General features: G+C 70.0%; 15 protein-coding genes. 11 read left to right on the forward strand and 4 right to left on the reverse strand.

What is annotated here, in order from left to right:
* Positions 1 to 91: 91 nt before the first annotated feature.
* From ACFPJ1_RS16660 to ACFPJ1_RS16670, 3 genes are read left to right on the forward strand one after another with little or no spacing between them, the layout of a single operon-like run.
* Positions 92 to 1,225, forward strand: coding sequence for an NAD(+)/NADH kinase (locus tag ACFPJ1_RS16660; RefSeq protein ID WP_380104757.1), 1,134 nt, complete (start codon positions 92 to 94; stop codon positions 1,223 to 1,225).
* The gene (locus ACFPJ1_RS16665) at positions 1,209 to 2,477 is read left to right on the forward strand and encodes an alpha-amylase family protein (RefSeq protein ID WP_380104759.1); all 1,269 of its coding nucleotides are present in this window, start codon (positions 1,209 to 1,211) and stop codon (positions 2,475 to 2,477) included. The genes ACFPJ1_RS16660 and ACFPJ1_RS16665 overlap by 17 nt, the downstream gene beginning before the upstream one ends.
* Positions 2,478 to 2,488: 11 nt before the next feature.
* Positions 2,489 to 3,586, forward strand: coding sequence for a mannose-1-phosphate guanylyltransferase (locus ACFPJ1_RS16670; protein WP_380104761.1), 1,098 nt, complete (start codon positions 2,489 to 2,491; stop codon positions 3,584 to 3,586).
* A 670-nt stretch (positions 3,587 to 4,256) separates the two neighbouring features.
* Here the strand turns inward: ACFPJ1_RS16670 and ACFPJ1_RS16675 are convergent.
* The 3 genes from ACFPJ1_RS16675 to cofD all read right to left on the reverse strand — a co-directional run bounded on the left by ACFPJ1_RS16675 (position 4,257) and on the right by cofD (position 7,015).
* A complete protein-coding gene (locus ACFPJ1_RS16675) occupies positions 4,257 to 4,979 on the reverse strand; it encodes a DUF3105 domain-containing protein (protein WP_380104763.1) in 723 nt (240 codons plus the stop codon).
* Positions 4,980 to 5,066: 87 nt separating this feature from the next.
* Complete coding sequence (locus tag ACFPJ1_RS16680) at positions 5,067 to 6,041, reverse strand: coenzyme F420-0:L-glutamate ligase (protein ID WP_380104765.1); 975 nt, start codon at positions 6,039 to 6,041, stop codon at positions 5,067 to 5,069.
* The gene (gene cofD / locus ACFPJ1_RS16685) at positions 6,038 to 7,015 is read right to left on the reverse strand and encodes a 2-phospho-L-lactate transferase (protein ID WP_132187080.1); all 978 of its coding nucleotides are present in this window, start codon (positions 7,013 to 7,015) and stop codon (positions 6,038 to 6,040) included. Before cofD ends, ACFPJ1_RS16680 begins: the two co-directional genes overlap by 4 nt.
* A gap of 116 nt (positions 7,016 to 7,131) precedes the next feature.
* On the opposite strand from cofD, the gene ACFPJ1_RS16690 reads away from it, so the two are divergent.
* The 4 genes from ACFPJ1_RS16690 to ACFPJ1_RS16705 all read left to right on the forward strand — a co-directional run bounded on the left by ACFPJ1_RS16690 (position 7,132) and on the right by ACFPJ1_RS16705 (position 13,637).
* Entirely contained in the window at positions 7,132 to 8,403 is a 1,272-nt protein-coding gene (locus tag ACFPJ1_RS16690; RefSeq protein ID WP_380104768.1) for a hypothetical protein, read from the forward strand.
* 306 nt (positions 8,404 to 8,709) lie between these two features.
* The gene (locus tag ACFPJ1_RS16695) at positions 8,710 to 8,961 is read left to right on the forward strand and encodes a WhiB family transcriptional regulator (protein WP_020389877.1); all 252 of its coding nucleotides are present in this window, start codon (positions 8,710 to 8,712) and stop codon (positions 8,959 to 8,961) included.
* 288 nt (positions 8,962 to 9,249) lie between these two features.
* Entirely contained in the window at positions 9,250 to 12,162 is a 2,913-nt protein-coding gene (locus ACFPJ1_RS16700) for a glycosyltransferase (RefSeq protein WP_380104770.1), read from the forward strand.
* Positions 12,159 to 13,637 carry a DUF5719 family protein gene (locus tag ACFPJ1_RS16705; protein ID WP_380104773.1) on the forward strand — a complete coding sequence of 493 codons (1,479 nt, stop codon included), beginning with the start codon at positions 12,159 to 12,161 and terminating at the stop codon, positions 13,635 to 13,637. The genes ACFPJ1_RS16700 and ACFPJ1_RS16705 overlap by 4 nt, the downstream gene beginning before the upstream one ends.
* Before the next feature lies 1 nt (position 13,638).
* Here the strand turns inward: ACFPJ1_RS16705 and ACFPJ1_RS16710 are convergent, their stop codons facing one another.
* A complete protein-coding gene (locus ACFPJ1_RS16710; protein WP_380104775.1) occupies positions 13,639 to 14,085 on the reverse strand; it encodes a metallopeptidase family protein in 447 nt (148 codons plus the stop codon).
* Positions 14,086 to 14,116: 31 nt separating this feature from the next.
* On the opposite strand from ACFPJ1_RS16710, the gene ACFPJ1_RS16715 reads away from it, so the two are divergent.
* From ACFPJ1_RS16715 to ACFPJ1_RS16730, 4 genes are all read left to right on the forward strand, one after another.
* Positions 14,117 to 14,512, forward strand: coding sequence for a DUF3499 domain-containing protein (locus ACFPJ1_RS16715; RefSeq protein WP_380104777.1), 396 nt, complete (start codon positions 14,117 to 14,119; stop codon positions 14,510 to 14,512).
* 111 nt (positions 14,513 to 14,623) lie between these two features.
* The gene (locus ACFPJ1_RS16720) at positions 14,624 to 15,301 is read left to right on the forward strand and encodes a hypothetical protein (protein WP_380104779.1); all 678 of its coding nucleotides are present in this window, start codon (positions 14,624 to 14,626) and stop codon (positions 15,299 to 15,301) included.
* Positions 15,302 to 15,394: 93 nt separating this feature from the next.
* Entirely contained in the window at positions 15,395 to 16,483 is a 1,089-nt protein-coding gene (locus tag ACFPJ1_RS16725) for a Gfo/Idh/MocA family protein (RefSeq protein ID WP_380104781.1), read from the forward strand.
* Complete coding sequence (locus ACFPJ1_RS16730) at positions 16,476 to 17,219, forward strand: ThuA domain-containing protein (RefSeq protein WP_380104783.1); 744 nt, start codon at positions 16,476 to 16,478, stop codon at positions 17,217 to 17,219. The genes ACFPJ1_RS16725 and ACFPJ1_RS16730 overlap by 8 nt, the downstream gene beginning before the upstream one ends.
* Positions 17,220 to 17,250 lie beyond the last annotated feature (31 nt).

Genomic DNA, 17,250 nt, shown 5'->3' on the forward strand with positions numbered 1-17,250 from the left:
TTCACGGTGCCGGGGAAATGTCGGCCGCGCGTGGCGATCCTGTCCGCGCGTTCTACCGTGGATGGCGAACACCACTTGCGAGGAGCAGCCTGTGCCTGTCAGTCGTCTCGGTCTAGTCGTTCATCAGGGTCGCCCGCTGGCGGTCCGGGCCGCCGAGGTGGTCCGCGAGTGGTGCAAGCGGCACGACATCCGTTGCACCGACATCGACGTGTGGAAGGACCAGAAGCATCGTCGCGGTGGGATGGCCGAGATGAAGCACGCGGGCAACCCGGATCTCGTCGTCACGCTCGGCGGCGACGGCACCTTCCTGCGTGGTGCCCGGATCGCGGCCAAGAACGACGCGGCCGTGCTGGGTGTCGACCTCGGCAAGGTGGGCTTCCTGACCGAGGTGGCCTGCAGCGACGTCGAGGAGGCGCTAGAGGCCGTCCACCACGGCAGCGCCACCATCGAGGAGCGGATGACGCTCACCATGCGCGCCTCCCGGCCGCTGGAGATCCCGAGCGGCATCGACGCGTTCCTGCGCTACGGCCACGGCCCGGCACTCCCGCCGCCCGCTGTCCGGCCCGAAAGCGTCGAGGGGGACGGCTGGGGCGTCGCCCTGGACGTGAACGCGCTGAACGACGTCGTGCTCGAGAAGCTCGCCCGGGACCACCAGGTGAGCCTCGGGGTCTACCTGGCCGGCCGCTTGCTTGCGTCGTACTCCGCGGACGCGGTCATCGTGGCCACCCCGACCGGCAGTACGGCGTACAGCTTCGCGGCGGGTGGTCCCATCCTCTCGCCGAACATGGAGGCGGTCGTGTTCACACCGGTCGCTCCGCACATGACCTTCAACCGGACTGTGGTGGCGGCCCCGGACGAGCCAGTCCTGCTGCGGGTGCTGCCGCACTCGGGACAGGCTGCAGTGAGCATCGACGGCCAGTTGCGCGGAGTGCTGGATCCAGGCGACTGGATCGGCGTCTACGGCTCGCTCCGGAGGCTCCGCCTGGTCCGCCTGCGTCCCACTGACTTCTATGGCCGTCTGCGCGACCGCTTCCGGCTCACGGACGCTCCTGCGACCGGTATCGACGGAGAGGCCGATTCGGTCTTCCGGCCCGATACGCCCGCGCCGCCGGACCTCGCCCACCTTCGCCTCCCGCCGCCGCGTAGCGCGGAGTTCATCCCCGATCCGGTGGCCTGTGACGTTCCCGCCGACGAGGCGAGGAGTGCGGATGACAGCGTGGGTTGAGCACGCCATCTGGTGGCACGTCTACCCGCTGGGGTTCGTGGGCGCCGAGAAGACGGCTGTGCCTCCCGGTACTCCGGTTGCGCATCGGCTCGGCGGGTTGGAGGGCTGGCTCGACTACGTGGTGGAGCTGGGCTGCTCCGGGCTCGTGCTCGGACCGGTGTTCGCCTCGGAGACCCACGGCTACGACACGGTCGACTACTTCCGCATCGACCCGCGGCTGGGCGATGACGAGGACTTCGACCGGCTGATCTCGGCCGCCCACGGCAAGGGGCTGCGCGTAGTACTGGACGGTGTGTTCAACCATGTGGGCCGGAGCTTCCAGGCACCGCCCGGGTGGTTCCGGCCTGGCGACACGTTCGAGGGGCACGAGCATCTGGTGGTGCTCAACCATGACGAACCCGAGGTCCGGCAGCACGTGGTGGACGTGATGTGTCACTGGCTCGCGCGAGGTGCCGACGGCTGGCGGCTGGACGCTGCGTACGCCGTGCCGCCCGTGTTCTGGCGGCAGGTGCTCGCCGAGGTCGGGCCGCGGTACCCCGAGGCGTGGTTCTTCGGCGAGGTGATCCACGGCGACTACGCCGCCTATGCGCAGGAGAGCGGGCTCGACTCGATCACGCAGTACGAGCTGTGGAAGGCGATCTGGAGCTCGCTGAACGACGGCAACTTCTACGAGTTCGCCCACGCGCTGAAGCGGCACGACGAACTGCTCGACACCTTCGTCCCGCAGACCTTCGCCGGCAACCACGACGTCACCCGGATCGCCTCGAAGTTGGAGGACGAGCGGCACCTCGGTCACGCATTGGCGATTCTGTTCGCGGTCGCGGGAATCCCGAGCATCTACTACGGCGACGAACAGGCGTTCCGCGGTGTGAAGGAGGAACGCGTCGGTGGCGACGATGCGATCCGCCCGGTCTTCCCGGCCCGGCCGGACGAGCTCGCCGAGGACGGTTGGCCGACGTACCGGTTGCACCAGCGGCTGATCGGCGTACGGCGTCGCAACGCGTGGCTGGTGCGGGCGCGAACAACGGTGGAACACCTCACCAACGAAGCGATCGCGCTGCGCTCGGGCGAGGGCGACAACCAGGTGCTGGTGCTGCTCAACATCGGCGACGAGGATCACCGTTTCCCCGTGGAGCTGGATGGCTTCGAGCTCGCTGTCGCGCCGGAAGGTACGGGGGAGCCGGTGGACCCGGCCGTCGTACCAGCGCACAACTGGTACGTCCTGGCGACCGAACGTGGTCACGCCGGGTAGGCTCCCTCCCCATGCGAAACGTGGTGATCCTGGCCGGTGGCTCGGGCACGCGGCTGTGGCCGCTGTCCAGGGCCGACAAACCCAAGCAGGTGCTGCCGTTGGCGGCGGGCAACTCGCTGCTGCGAGTGGCCTACAACCGGCTGCAGGGTCTGGTCGACCCGGCCAACATCTACGTCTGCACGGTGGCCGCGCACACCGACCTGGTCCGCGAGGAACTGCCGGAGCTCGGCGAGCACAACCTCATCGGCGAGCCGGTCGGCCGGGACACCGCGAACGCGGTCGGCCTGGCTTCCGCGGTGGTCGCCCGCAACGACCCGGACGCGGTGCTCGCGATCGTCGGATCGGACCACCTGATCACGCCTGAGGCGGAGTTCCGGGCCGCGATCGAGAGCGGCTTCGAGTTGGTCGAGCAGCGCCCCCGATCGCTGGTGACGTTCGGGATCGAGCCCACCCACCCGCACACCGGACTCGGGTACGTCGAACGTGGCAACGCGATCGACGGCACCGGGGCGTTCGTGGTCGACCGGTTCCGGGAGAAGCCGGACCGCGCGACGGCCGAGGAGTACCTGGCCACCGGACGGTTCTGGTGGAACTCGGGCATGTTCGTCTGGCGGGCCGAGACTGTGCTGAGCGTGCTCGACGCGCTGCTGCCGGAGTCCGCCGCGCAGTTGCGTCAGGTGGCCGCGGTGTGGGACACCCCGGAGCGCGAGGCGACGCTGGCGGAGATCTACCCGACGCTGCGCAAGATCAGCGTGGACTACGCGGTGATGGAGCCCGCCTCGCAGGGCAAGGTCGACGCCGACGTCGTCGTCGTGCCGATGCCGGTGCACTGGCTGGACGTCGGCTCCTGGGCCGCGCTCGCCGGCACCTACGAGGTCGATGCCAAGGGCAACCGTCATGACGGGTCCGCGCTCAGCTGCCTGCTGGACTCGCACGACAACGTGATCGTCACCGACGACCCCGACCACCTGATCGCCGCCGTCGGCCTGCGCGGTCACATCATCGTCCACACCCACGACGTCACCATGGTCTGCCCCCTGGCCGACGGCGAGCGGGTCAAGGACCTGGTCGCGATCGTCCAGTCCGACCACGCCGACCGCTACGTCTGACCCACCGCGCCCACACTCCGCCCCCACACGCGCACAAGGTCGGCGACAGCCGGGGGAGACCCGCACTTTGGGCACCGCCTGAGCGTTGGCCGGCCGTCGGGCTGCTCGGGGCGTGCACAAAGTCGAGACACCCACCAGGCCCACGCCACCGGGCGGGTCGCCGGGGCCACCGGGTCGCCGGGCCCGGCGCGGCCGGATCTCACCCGCCCGCTGGACTTTGTGCACCGTTCGCGCGGCAGCGGAGCCGGGATCCACTCACCTCGTGCACAAGGTCGGCGACAGCCGGGGGAAGCCCCGCACTTTGGGCGCCGCCTGAGCGTTCACCGGCCGTCGGGGTGCTCGGGGCGTGCACAAAGTCGAGAGAGACCCACCGGGCCCAGGCGGACGGGCCACCGAGCCACTGGGCCCGGGTCGCCGGGCCCGGCGCGGCCGGATCTCACGCGCCCGCTGGACTTTGTGCACCGTTCGCGCGGCAGCGGAGCCGAGATCCACTCACCTCGTGCACAAGGTCGGCGACAGCCTGGGGGAGACCCGCACTTTGGGCACCACCTGAGCGTTCGCCGGCCGTCGGGGTGCTCAGGGCGTGCACAAAGTCGCTGGACGGGAGAACGACGAAACCCCCGGAATCCAACGGGAATCCGGGGGTTTCGGTTGTTCGGGAAGGGGTGGATCAGCCGCCGTTGGGCTCTTGGGCGTCGAGCGCCGGGTACTTGTCCATGAACTGCTGGAGCGCCTCGCCGCTGACCGAGCCGCAGAACTGACGGTGGCCGAACGCGGTGGTCTGGCCCTGGGCGTTGCCGCTCCAGTGCGAGAAGGCGATGTTCTTGCCGGCCGGCCAGGGCTGCTGGCCGTCGGACTCCTTGAACGGCGCGGCGATGAACTTGCCGTTCGAGCTCTCCGGCAGTTGGGCCTTGGAGATCTTCTCGATCAGCGCCACCTGGTCGGCGTTGTTCGCGGTCGCCTCGTTGTACCAGAGGATCGTGTAGCCGTGCTCCAGGTTGTGCACCAGGTTCGGCACCGGCGGGCGGTCGTCGGAGGTGTAGAACTTCTTCCCGAACGGCGCCCAGACGGCGTAGTGCGGACCCGAGGACGGCGGCGACACCGGGTAGGCGATGACGGTTCCGTCCGGCTGGTGGTCCTGGGTGCCGGTGGCCTTGTCGTCGGTGGCCTTGTCGCAGGAGGCCTCCGCGGCGGAGACGCCGAGCTCGCTGATCGCCATGTCCCGGGTCCGGGAGTCCTGGATCAGCTTGATCGCCGGGTAGGCGATGATCGCGAGGCCGACGAGGATGGAGGCGGCCACGATGATCAAGGTGCGGCGCTTGTCGGACCGGGCCTGGTCCCTCTGCATCTTCTCGATCAGCTCGCGGCGTGACTGCTTCTGAGACTTACCCACAGTGATTTGATCTTCCGGGTCTGCGGCGGTCCCGTGCCGCCGTGCGCCTGCAGTGTACGCAAGCTGTCTGAGAAGTTGCCTAGAAAGCTAACGAGACCGTGAGCCGAACGTGACCGTTGCCTCACTCCCCGGTCCCGTCCGGACGGTGACGCCGTAACCCTCCGCATGCAGCAGCACGGCGAGCCGCTCCGCGATCATTCCGACCGCGACCGCGTCGTCTCCGAACACGCCCACAGAGCCGTCCAGCAGCTCGATGTGAACGTCCTCGTCGTCCACCAGCAGGCCGTCCCACAGGGCTGGATCCACCTCACGAGGCCCGGTTGGCGGCCGCCGCTGCAGTACTGCGGCCCGCGCCGCCTCCCGCGTGCCCAGGCTGAACAGGTCCAGCTCCGCATCCCGCACGAGCGCCCGAGCACCGCTCCCGTGCTCCCCAGCAGGCAGTACTGCATCGGACAGCCCACGCAGTACTGCGACCGGTACGCCGTCGGCCTTGCCCTTCACGAGCTCGCTGGCCGAGGCCATCTCGTCCGCCAGCGCTGGTTCCGTGACCGCGAGCACGTTGCCATGACTGTCCGTAGTCCCACGCAGATCCTCGATCACCTGGACTCCAGCGGCTCCGATGGCCAGGTCGGTCTGGCCGTTTCGCCAGGGCCGTCCGAGGGTGTCCGTGATCACGATGCCCACGTTCACGTCGTACCGGTCCTTCAGGGCCGTGCGGAGAGTGCGGGCGGACAGGTCCGGGTCGACCGGGAGCAGCAGGACCGTGCCGGGCGAGGTGTTGGAGGTGTCCGTGCCCGCGGCGGCCATCACCAGGCCGTGCCGCGTCTGCACGATCCGGGTGTCGCCGCGCTGGGCGACGACCCGGACCAGCTCGGCGTCGATCGCCTCGTCGCGCGTCCCGGTGGTCAGCCGGCCCTCGTTCTTGCTGACGATCTTCGAGGTGACCGAGACCACGTCACCGTCGCGCAGGTCGGCCGCGTCGCCGATCAGGCCGGCCAGGTCGGCCCCGGCGGCGATCTCGGGCAGGCCGGTGACCGGGAAGATCTCGAGGTGCTTCCTCACCGGCGGACCGCCTCGGCCAGCGTGAGCGCGGCATCGGCCATCGCGGCCGTCGCCGTGTCGTCGGTCATCCACAGTGGCACGGCCTGGGCATGGATCCCGGCCGTGGCGATCGACTCCAGTTGCGCCGAGTCGGACGTGTCGATCAACCAGCCGTCCAGTACTCCGCCCGCGGCACGGGCCCCGTAGTGCGTCGCCACCGCGGCGGCGGTGGATTCCACCCCGATCGCGGCGAGCACCTTGTCCGCCATCCCGCGGACCGGGCCGGTGCCGATGATGGGGGAGATGCCGATCACCGGTGCGGCCGTCTCGCGGACCGCGTCCCGGATCCCGGGGACGCCGAGGATCGTGCCGACGGAAACCACCGGATTCGACGGCGGCAGCAGCAGCGCGTCGCACTCCGCGATGGCGTCCAGGACGCCGGGCGCCGGTTTCGCCTTCTCCGAACCCACGGCGACGATCTGGTGCGCGGTCACCTCGGCGTGCAGCCGGACCCAGTACTCCTGGAAGTGGATTGCCTTCTTGGTGCCCGGCCGCTCCGGATCGTCCACCACGACGTGCGTTTCGACCCGGTCGTCGCTCATCGGCAGCAGCCGCACCGGCAGGTTCCACCGGGCACAGAGCGCCTCGGTGACCGCGGCCAGGCCGTAGCCGGCGTCGAGCATCTGGGTGCGGACCAGGTGGGTGGCGATGTCGCGGTCGCCGAGGCCGAACCAGGTCGGCTCCACGCCGTACGCCGCGAGCTCCTCCTTGATCACCCAGGTCTCGTCCTCGCGACCCCAGCCGCGCTCGGCCGAGATGCCGCCGCCGAGGGTGTACATCACCGTGTCGAGGTCGGGGCAGACCCGCAGGCCGAACAGGGTGATGTCGTCCGCGGTGTTCCCCACCACGGTGATCTCGGCGTCCGGCCGGGCCTTCAGCAGGCCGCGCAGGAAGGTGGATCCGCCGATGCCACCGGCAAGCACTGTCAATCGCATGGGAACAGTCTCCACGAGTCGTCAAAGCAACGGACCACCGCCGGGACTATGCTGCCCGGGTCCGATTGTGCATGGACTGTCAGTTGAACGGCCCCCAACATTCCCGAGGAGCCCTCGTGGTCACCGACGCAACCAAGAAGCTCAGAGAGCCGGTCGCGTACATCTTGCTCGCCTTTGCCGGCCTCGTGGCCCTGGCCTCGCTGATCCGGCTGTTCGTCGGTGGCGCAGGCTTCACCGCTGCCGCCGGCGGCGTGCAGGGCACGCTCACCCCGCCCGGACTCACCGCGCTGGTGGTGCTGATCTCGCTCGTTGCCTCCGTCTGGCTGGTGAACGAGGCCGGGGAGCGCACCCCGAACGCCCGCACGGTCACCCTGGTGGCACTGTCGATCACCGGTCTGGTCGTGCTGCTCGGGCTGATCACCGCCTTCGCGGGCTTTTCCGAGACGGGTACCGCCGGGCTCAAGATCGTCGGCTTCCTCTACGCCCTCGGCGGCCTCGCGCTGTACGGCGGGGCTGGTCTGTACATCCTGAAGACCTACCAGGCACTGCCTGCTCCGGTCCGCGCACCGAAGGCGGGCACGCACGGCCAGTTCGCCGGTCAGGGCGGCCAGGGCGGTCAGGGCCAGTACGGCGGCGCGCAGTACGGGCAGCAGGGTCAGTACGGCGCCCAGCAGGGCCAGCAGTACGGCCAGTACGGCGCCCAGGGGCAGTACGGCCAGCCCGAGCAGAGCCAGTACGGCGCTTACGGCGCGGGTGCTGCTGCCGGAGCAGGTGCTGGCGCTGTCGGCGGTTACGCCGCGGCGCAGGGCGGCGAGCAGCAGTGGCCGCAGGAGCAGAGCTGGAACCAGGGTGAGCAGCAGCAGGCCTGGTCCGCGGGCGATGCAGAAGCGCAGCAGCCGCAGGGCGAGACGCAGCCGGCCGAGCAGGTCTGGTCCGCCGAGGGCCACGGTGCCGAGCCGACGCAGCAGTGGAGCCCCGAGGGTCAGCAGCAGTGGGCCGGCCAGGACCAGGGCCAGCAGTGGCCGCAGCAGGAGCAGCAGTGGGGCGGCGCTGACGCAGGCGCAGGCCAGCAGTGGGCCGGTCAGGAGCAGTACGGCCAGCAGGCGGCCCAGCCCGAGTGGCAGGGCGAGCAGGCCCAGCCGGCCGCCGAGCCGCAGGGCGAGCAGGCCTGGACGCAGCAGGGCTGGCAGCAGGGCGACCAGGCCTGGCAGGGCGAAGAGGCCGCTCCGGCCGCAGCGCCCGAGCCCCAGGCCCAGCCCGAGGCCGATGCCGAAGCAGTCGACGAAACCCGCGTAGAACCGCGTGTTCCGGAGACTCCGAAGGACGACGACTCCGAGCCGCAGCAAGGCCAGCCGGGCCAGCAGGGTTGGTGGTCCCAGCCTTCCTGATCGGGAAGCGAAAAGCTCGTGGTGCGGTTCTGATCACGTCCGGCGAGCTGTGAAAGACGACGAGAGGCCTGTGCAGACAGGCCTCTCGTTCTTTTGCAGCCGTGTTGCGGATGAGGCCAATAGCAGACCACGGCTTGACTTTCGTGGATTGCAGGAATGTAATTTCAACCGTGTCGTTCGTTAGGACACTCGGTATCGGGGACCGTTGCCAAGCGCAGGACGGACGAGGTCAGGCATGTGGACCGCAAACCACATGTACAGGGGAACGAACAGGGTCGAGGAGGTCGTACCGTGACAGAGACGCTGATGGCGATTGTCGACGGTGAGGCGATCGAGGAGGAGCCGAACTGGCAGGAAAGGGCGCTGTGCGCCCAGACCGATCCAGAGGCTTTCTTCCCGGAGAAAGGCGGATCAACCCGCGAGGCGAAGAAGGTCTGCCTCGGTTGCGACGTGCGGGGCGAATGCCTCGAGTACGCGCTGCAGAACGACGAACGCTTCGGGATCTGGGGCGGTCTGTCGGAGCGGGAGCGCCGCAAGCTGAAGAAGAAGGCCGTCTGAGAGCCTGACCGATCGACGGGTGGTGATGCCCTGCCATCCCCAGCCGTCACACCGGTCATCCCTGCGCTGTTCAATCAAAAGCAGCGCCGAAAAGTCAACACAAACTTCCGCGTGAGGCCCCGGCCGGACTTTGTCCACCGGGGCCCGCGGCTGTGAGCGGGCAGTTGCGTGGTTCGCGTAAGGTGAGTCCTCGCCACGCACCTGAACGGGTGTGGGGGCGTGCCGGTGTAGTCGTGCCGGCACGGTCCGGGCACGCCGTTCCTTTCCCCCGAGGTGTCACTGCTCCGCATGGAATCTGAAGCTCCGGCCGGCTGGGAGTTCTTCGACGCTGTCGATTTCCCGACCGACCCCACCGACGATCCGCTGGGTCGCGCGCGGATCAGGCATGTCGTCACCGCCGTCGTGGTCGGGCACGAGGGAGCCGCCTGGCTGCCCCGGCTGACCGAGGCCCTGTGGGCGCTCGAGCGGCGCCCCGAGCGGCTGATCGCGGTCGACACCGGCTCCACCGACGAGACCGCCGAACTGCTCGCCGAGATGCCCGGCGTCGAGCCCGTGGTCGGCCTGTCGGCCCGCTCGGGCTTCGGTACCGCGGTCACCCGCGGGCTGGAGACGGTCGGGTTCGCGCCCATCCCGTCCTCGGTCGGCCCGTACGGCGACGACGGGCTGGCCACCGTGGTGGAGTGGCTGTGGCTGCTGCACGACGACTGCGCTCCGGCCCCGAAGGCCCTCGAGCAGTTGTTGCTGCAGGCAACGTTGTCGCCGGAGACCGGGGTCTGGGGCCCGAAGCTGCGGCTGTGGCCGCGGGACCGGGAACTGCTCGAGGTCGGCGTCACCACCTCGCTCGGCGGCCGCCGCGACACCGGCATCGAGAACGGCGAGCTCGACCAGGGCCAGCACGACCAGCCGCGCAACGTGCTCGCGGTCAGCTCGGCCGGCATGCTGGTCCGTCGCGACGTCTGGGAGTCGCTGCACGGTTTCGACCCGAAGCTGCCGATGTTCCGCGACGACATCGACTTCGGCTGGCGGGCAAGCCGTGCGGGCTTCAAGGTCGCCGTCGCCCCGGACGCGGTGGTCTACCACGCCCAGGCCGCGGCGACCGGTGAGCGTGCCCTCGCAGGCACCCGGCGGCACGCGTACCAACTCGACCGCGCGCACGCCTACTACACCGTCCTGGCGAACGCGCCGCGCAAGCTGCTTCCCCTGCTGGTGCTGAGGTTCCTGCTCGGCACCTTCATCCGATCGGTCTGGTTCCTGCTCGGCAAGACGCCCTCGGGTGCCGTCGACGAGTGGACCGCACTGATGGGGACGCTGCTCGCCGGCGGCTGGACGCAGGCCCGCAAGGACCGCCGACGCCTCGACAAGGTGTCGTACGAGTCGATCAAGCCGCTCTTCTCGCGCTCGGTGCACGCGCTCCGGCACAACCTCGAGGAGACCGGAAGCACGATCTCCGAGCGCCTCCGCGAAGCCTGGGCCGACGAACCCGAGGAGCAGGTCGTCACGTCCGCCCGCCGGGCGAAGAGCACGGCCCGGGTCGCGCAGGACCAGCCGCGCTGGCGTCGTCAGATCATCCGCCGGCCGTTCCTGGTGGCGTGGGTCTTCCTTTTCCTCGGCGCTTTCGTGGCCGCCCGCAGCCTGATCGGTGGCGGCGTGTTGCGGTCCAACCTGCTGCTGCCGGCGCACGAGACCCTCGGGTCGTTGTGGCACGCCGCGGCGGCCGCACCCCCCGGCGTGACCCCGCCTGCCTGGCTCGGTCAGTTCTGGGCGCTCTCGACGGTCACCTTCGGCCCGACCGGTGCGACCAACGTCGTCCTGCTCGGTGCGATTCCACTCGCCGCCTTGTCCGCCTGGGTGTTGTTGCGCGCCTTCGTGGTCGATCGAGTCGCCCGCGCCTGGGGCGCATCGGCGTACGGGCTGGCGGTGTTCACCAACGGTGCGATCTCGCAGGGCCGGCTGGGGACGTGTGTGGCGGCGATCGTGCTGCCCCTGCTCGGTGCTGCCGTTCACACGGTCGCGCGGCGGCGGCGCGTGGTCATCCAGGGCAGTTGGCGGGCCGCGTGGTTCGCCGGCATCTGCCAGGCCGTCCTGTTCGCTTTCACTCCGGCGCTCGGCCTGCTGGTCGGCATCACCTTGGTGGCGGGCGCTCTGCTCGGCCTCGGCTGGCGGCGACAGGGTCGGCAGTTGGTGTTCTCGGTGGTCCTCGGCATGCTGCTCGTGCTGCCGTGGACGATCGAGTTGATCCTGCACCCGTCGCGGCTCGGCCAGGAAGCAGGCGGACCGCCCACGGCCGCGGTCGGCCCGGGCGACAGCATCGCGAACCTGCTCACCGGTACTCCGGTGGGTGCACCGACCCCCTGGTGGTTCGCGGTACCGCTGATTCTGGTGGCTCTGCTCGCGCTCACGCGGCGGTCCCGCCAGCGGTACGAGGTGCTCGGGTGGTTCGCGGCCCTGTCCGGGATGGTCGGCACGCTGGTGGCCAGCCGCCTCGGCGGTGGCAGTGGCCCGCTGATGTTCCTGATGACGGCCGGCTGGATCATCGCGGTCACCGTCGCCTGGGACGCGGTCGGGAAGTCCAGGGCGATCCTCGTCCAGAGTGTTCTCGCGGTCGTCCTCGTCGCCACCATCGTGACGGCCGGGTTCTGGCTCGTCCGCGGTGCCGACGATCCGCTGCGGCGTGGCCCGGAGCAGGACCTCCCGGCGTACCTGATGTCCGCGCAAGGGCCACCGGAGAACGCCTCGATCCTGGTGGTGCGCAAGGACCTGGACAACCCGATGCGGTTCTCGCTGGTGCGGAACGGCGGGCCGCGGATGGGATCGCTCGAGGCGGCGCCGACTGCGGAGCAGACCCAGCCGATCACCGACATCCTGTCGACGCTCGGCGGCGGTGGCACCGGTGAGGAAGGACGTCAGTTCGCCGCGCTCGCGATCGACTACGTCTATCTGCCGGCGCCGGTCGACCCGACGCTGATGTCGACGCTGGACTCGCTGCCCGGCCTGACCCGCGCGAGCGCCGAAGCCGATGACGCGTCCTGGCTGGTCGACCGCTCGACGATCGAAGGCAAGGTGCCGTTGCAGGACGACGTGCGCAGTCTGTGGCGGGTGCTCGGCATCATCGCCTGGCTGATCGCGCTGGTGTCCTGCCTGCCGACCGCGCGCCGCACGGTCGCCGTACCGCACGGGACCCATGCCAGGAGGGCTTCGTGACCAGACTGCTGTCCGACGTGCGGGTCCGTGTCGCCGCCTGTGTGCTGGCGATGGCGGCTGTCGGTGGGCTCGCCGTGGTGACCCATCCGAAGGATCCGGTGACGCGGCCCGAGGCGGCCGCCGAGCCCATTCCGACTGTGGTGAACCGGACGGCGCAGGCCTGCCCGGGGCCGAGCGTCGGTGGCAAGCTGCAGAGTTTCGTCAACGCGGTGGCGCCGGTGCTGCCCAAGGGCACGCCGATCGCCGAGGGCTCGGCCACGCCACTGTCGATCGCGCCGTTGCCGAAGACTTCGGACCCGGTCGGCTCGCTGCTGGTCCGGGGCCGGCTCACTTCCACCGCCCGTGCCGCGAAGCCGGTGCCGCTGTCGATCCAGGGCACCGGCCCACTCGCGGCCGGCACGGTCGGCACCAGTACGTCGATCGCCACCGAAGGCGTCAACCGGGGCATGGCGAGTGTGCCGTGCCAGACGCCGGGCTCCGACTTCTGGTTCGTCGGTGCCAGCGCGGCCGTGGGTCGCCGTGACGTCCTGGTGCTGACGAACCTGGACAGCATCAACGCCGAGGTGAACGTCTCGTTCTACGCGCCGAGTGGCGCGCTGGACCTCCCGAACGCCCGCGGCATCGTCGTACCGGCACGGGGGAGCGCGGAGCTCTACCTGAGCCTGGTGGCGCCCAAGATGCGCGACCTGGCGCTGCACGTCGTTTCGTCCGGTGGCCGGGTGGCACCGGCGCTGCGGGACAACGCCACGAACGCAGACGGTCCGGCCGGTGTGGACTGGCTGCACGCTTCGGCTCCGCCGGCCAAGTCACTGGTCGTGCCGGGTATCGCGCCGGGTGCCGGTGAGCGTTCGCTGACGCTGGCGAACCCCGGCGATCTGCAGGCGACGGCGACCCTGACGGTGAACGGGCCGAACGGGCCGTTCAAGCCGGCCGGGCTCTCGACCGTGCAGATTCCGGCCGGTGCGGTGAAGTCGGTGCGGATGGACAAGGTGCTGAACGGCGAAGCGAGCGCGATCACGATCAGCTCGGACCAGCCGCTGGCCGGCTCGGTGCGCAACGTCGACGCCAGTGCCACCGAGTTCTCCTCGATGGGGTCGGCCGAGGCCTTGAGCGGTCCGGCGTACCTGGTGCTGCCGCCGCACGCGCAGCCCGCCCAGTTGCAGGTGACCGCGCCGAGCAGGCCCGCGAGCCTGCGGTACGAACTGCGGGACGCGGCCGGCAAGGTGCTCAGCACTCGCACGCTGGACGTGGTCAACGGCGCGACCAGCACGATCAGCTTCAAGGCGCAGGCCGGACCGACCTACCTGATGGTCGAGCAGACCCGCGGCTCGTTGGTCGCCGGTGTCACGCTGATGCCGCCGGCCAAGCTGGGCGAGGAGGAGGTACCGCTGGCGGCCTCCTGGCCGCTGAACACCTCGCTGGTGTTCCGCGCCCAGCTGGGTGCCCAACCGGATGTCCGCGCCGCGCTGAAGTAGCTCAGTCGTCGTCGGTGTCGAAGTCTGGGTCGATCTGCTCCGGCGACAGCGCCAGCACGTCGGCGAGCTCGAGCACCAGGGCTGACCGGACCAGCCAGGTCAGGCTGGTGCCGGAGCGTTCGGCGCGCAACTCGATCGGCCGGCGGAACACGACGATCCGGTAGGGCTCGTGCGAGGTGCCGCCGGTGGAGTGCGTCAGCGGGATCTCGCCGGCGTGGGCGTCGAGGTTCGGCACGTCCTCGATCGCGAACTCGACCCGCGCGACCACCTGCGGGAGCCGCTTCTCCAGCCGGGTCACCTCGATCGCGACCACCTCGTCGAACTGGGCCGAGGCGGACCGCTGCAAGGGCAATCCACGCGGCGCGAAGCTGCTCGGCCGGCTGATCGGTCCGAGCATGCCGCGCCCGTGGCGGTCGATGTGCCTGCGATGACGGCGAGCCTCGGTCACGCGATCAGCCTAGTGGGGGTAGCGTCTGGACGTGAGCATCGCCAGGATCTGTTCGCGCGCCGCCTGCCATCGGCCGGCCGTGTCGACGCTCACCTATGTCTATGCGGACTCCACCTGTGTGCTCGGCCCGCTCGCGACGTACGCCGAACCGCACTGCTACGACCTCTGCGCCGACCACGCCGACCGGCTGACCGCCCCGAACGGCTGGGAGGTGATCCGGCTCGCTCCGGATCCCGCCGCGGGCGGACCCTCGGACGACGATCTCGAGGCGCTGGCGAACGCAGTACGGGAGGCGGCGCGGCCGTTGCCGCCGACGCGTCTCGGTCATCCGGCCCCGGGTGCCCCGGTCGAGGTGGCCCGTCGCGGCCACCTCCGGATGCTCCGCGACCCCGACGACACCTCCTCGGGCAGCACCGAACACGGCTGACCGCGGATCACCCGCCCGGGTAACGGAGTCATTTCTCCGGCCGCCGGACCCGAACCGCCCGCCCTCGGGCGATGTCTCACCAGCAGACATTCGCTGAAGGGGGAGTTGGATATGAGGGCACTACAGAACACAGGCAAGCCCTGGGCGGTGGCCGCCGGGATCTCGGCGATCGGCCTGGTGGCGAGCGCGTCCGTCGCGATGGGGGCACCGACCGGTGAGACGCAGGCCGCGGACAGATCGGCGACTCGCGGGGTGTACCTGACCCGGGCGATGATGCTGACGGTCGGCCAGGTGGCCAAGGCCGACCCGGGCCAGGGATGGTCGGTCCAGCGAGACAGAGGGATCCTCCCGCGGACCTGGTGCGGGCCGACCTCGCAGGAAGGCCTGCGGGTCGCGCAGCGACTGGCCCGGGGCTACACGGACGACATGTCCAAGACCGGCGCGCAGTACCTGAGCCGGTACAACACCACTGCGGACGCCAAGAAGGCCTACGCCTCGATCGTCGCCACTGTGAAGGCCTGCAAGGGCGCGAAGCCGAAGAGCCCCACCCACGGCCGCAAGCTCACCGTGACCTCGAACGTGAAGGCCGGTGACGCCACCACCATCCTGCGCTGGTACGACTACCCTCTGCCGAACGACCCGGGCAGCGAGGCGGGCACCTTCCCGTACGCCGTGACCGTCAAGGGCACGACGGTGTCGGTGCTGGCGTTCTGGGGCTACGGCCAGGGAGTGAAGCCGGCCAACTTCCGGAAGCTGGCCGTCGCGGCCGCGGCCAAGCTGCCCGGCTGACGGTCACCACAACCACCGTTTCCAGCGTGGACCGGTTTCACACCGTGGGATGAGGTTGACCACGTTGTCAGGTACTGACGAGACTCCCGACTTGTGAACGATCAAAAACTACGGGTCGGAGTCGTCGGTCTCGGCTTTGCCGGCCGGACCGCGCTGGAAGCGTTCTCGGAGTTGCCCGATGTCGAGGTGGTCGCGCTGGCCGGCCTCGAGACGGACAGCCTCAAGTCTCTCGGGGCCCAGTTCCAGGTGCCGCAGCTGTTCGAGAAGTGGGAGGACCTGCTCGCCGTCGACGGCCTGGACGCCGTCAGCATCGGCACCCCCACCCAGTTGCACGCGCCGATCGCCCTCGCGGCGCTCGACAACGGCCTGCACGTGCTCTGCGAGAAGCCGCTGGCCAGGACCGTGGCCGAGGGCGTCGCGATGGTCGAGGCCTCGAAGAAGTCCGGCAAGGTGCTGAAGGTGGTGTTCAACCACCGCGAGCGTGGCGACGTCGCAGTCCTCAAACACCAGATCGACGAGGGTCTGCTGGGCCGGATCTACTACGCCAAGGCGCACTGGATGCGCCGCAACGGCATCCCCGGCATGGGCGGCTGGTTCACCAACCGCGAGCTGTCCGGCGGCGGTCCGCTGATCGACCTCGGCGTCCACATCCTCGACATGGCCCTGCACCTGCTCGGCGAGCCGAAGGTGACATCGATCACCGCGAACACCTTCGCCGAGCTCGGCCCGCGCGGCCGGGGCAGCGCCAGCAGTGTGATCCGGCCGACCGTCGACACGCTGGGCTCGAAGTTCGAGGTGGAGGACCTGGCCACGGCGTACCTGCGGCTGGAAGGCGGCGGCGCGCTGCAGCTGGAGACCAGCTGGGCGACCTACCGGGCACCGGGTGACAACTTCGGCATCGAGCTGTTCGGTACCGAGGGCGGCGCCAAGATCGACGTCCAGAACTACACCAACACCGACACCCTGAGGATCTTCACCGATGTCGGCGGCGTGCCGGCCGAGGTGAAACCCGCGACCGGGGCCGGGCTCGGCCACCGCGCGGTGGTGAGCGAGTTCGTCGCGATCGTGCTGAGCGGCGACTGGTCCGCGCACGACGGGTCCGAGGCACTCGTCCGGACCCAGGTCATCGATGCCGCCTACGCCTCGGCGCAGGCCGGACGAGAGGTAGTGCTGAATGACTGACCCGATCCGCGTCACCGTCTGGGGCGAGAACGTCCACGAGCAGGACGACGCCCAGGTGCAGAAGGTCTACCCGGACTCGATGCACGAGACGATCGCCGCCGGCCTGCGGGCCAAGCTCGGCCAGGACGTGGTGGTCCGGACCGCGTGGCTGCAGCAGCCCGAGCACGGGCTGACCGACGAGGTGCTCGCCGACACCGACGTGCTCACCTGGTGGGGGCACCGCGCGCACGGCGACGTGGACGACGCCGTGGTCGACCGGGTCCAGCAGGCGGTGCTGTCCGGGATGGGCCTGATCGCGCTGCACTCCGCGCACTTCTCCAAGATCTTCACCCGGCTGATGGGCACCAGCTGTTCGCTGGACTGGCGCAGCGAGAACGACCGGGAGCTGCTCTGGACGGTAGCCGCCGGGCACCCGATCGCGCAGGGGGTGCCGCACCCGCTGGTGATCGAGCAGGAGGAGATGTACGGCGAGCTGTTCGACATCCCGCAGCCGGACGAGTTGGTCTTCATCAGCTCGTTCTCCGGCGGCGAGGTGTTCCGCTCCGGCTGCTGCTACCGCCGCGGCCAGGGCCGGGTGTTCTACTTCCGTCCGGGCGACCAGGACTTCCCGACCTACCACCAGCCGGAGATCCAGCAGATCATCGGCAACGCGGTCCGCTGGGCGGCTCCGACCAGCCCCCGGCAGCTCCCGCAGGTGCACCACCGCAAGAACCCGGGCTGGTTCCAGGCGTCCTGACCCCCGCTTCCCTGCCTGGGCCAGATAGGGT

It is taken from the genome of Kribbella qitaiheensis, assembly GCF_042657745.1.
Classification (GTDB): domain Bacteria; phylum Actinomycetota; class Actinomycetes; order Propionibacteriales; family Kribbellaceae; genus Kribbella; species Kribbella qitaiheensis.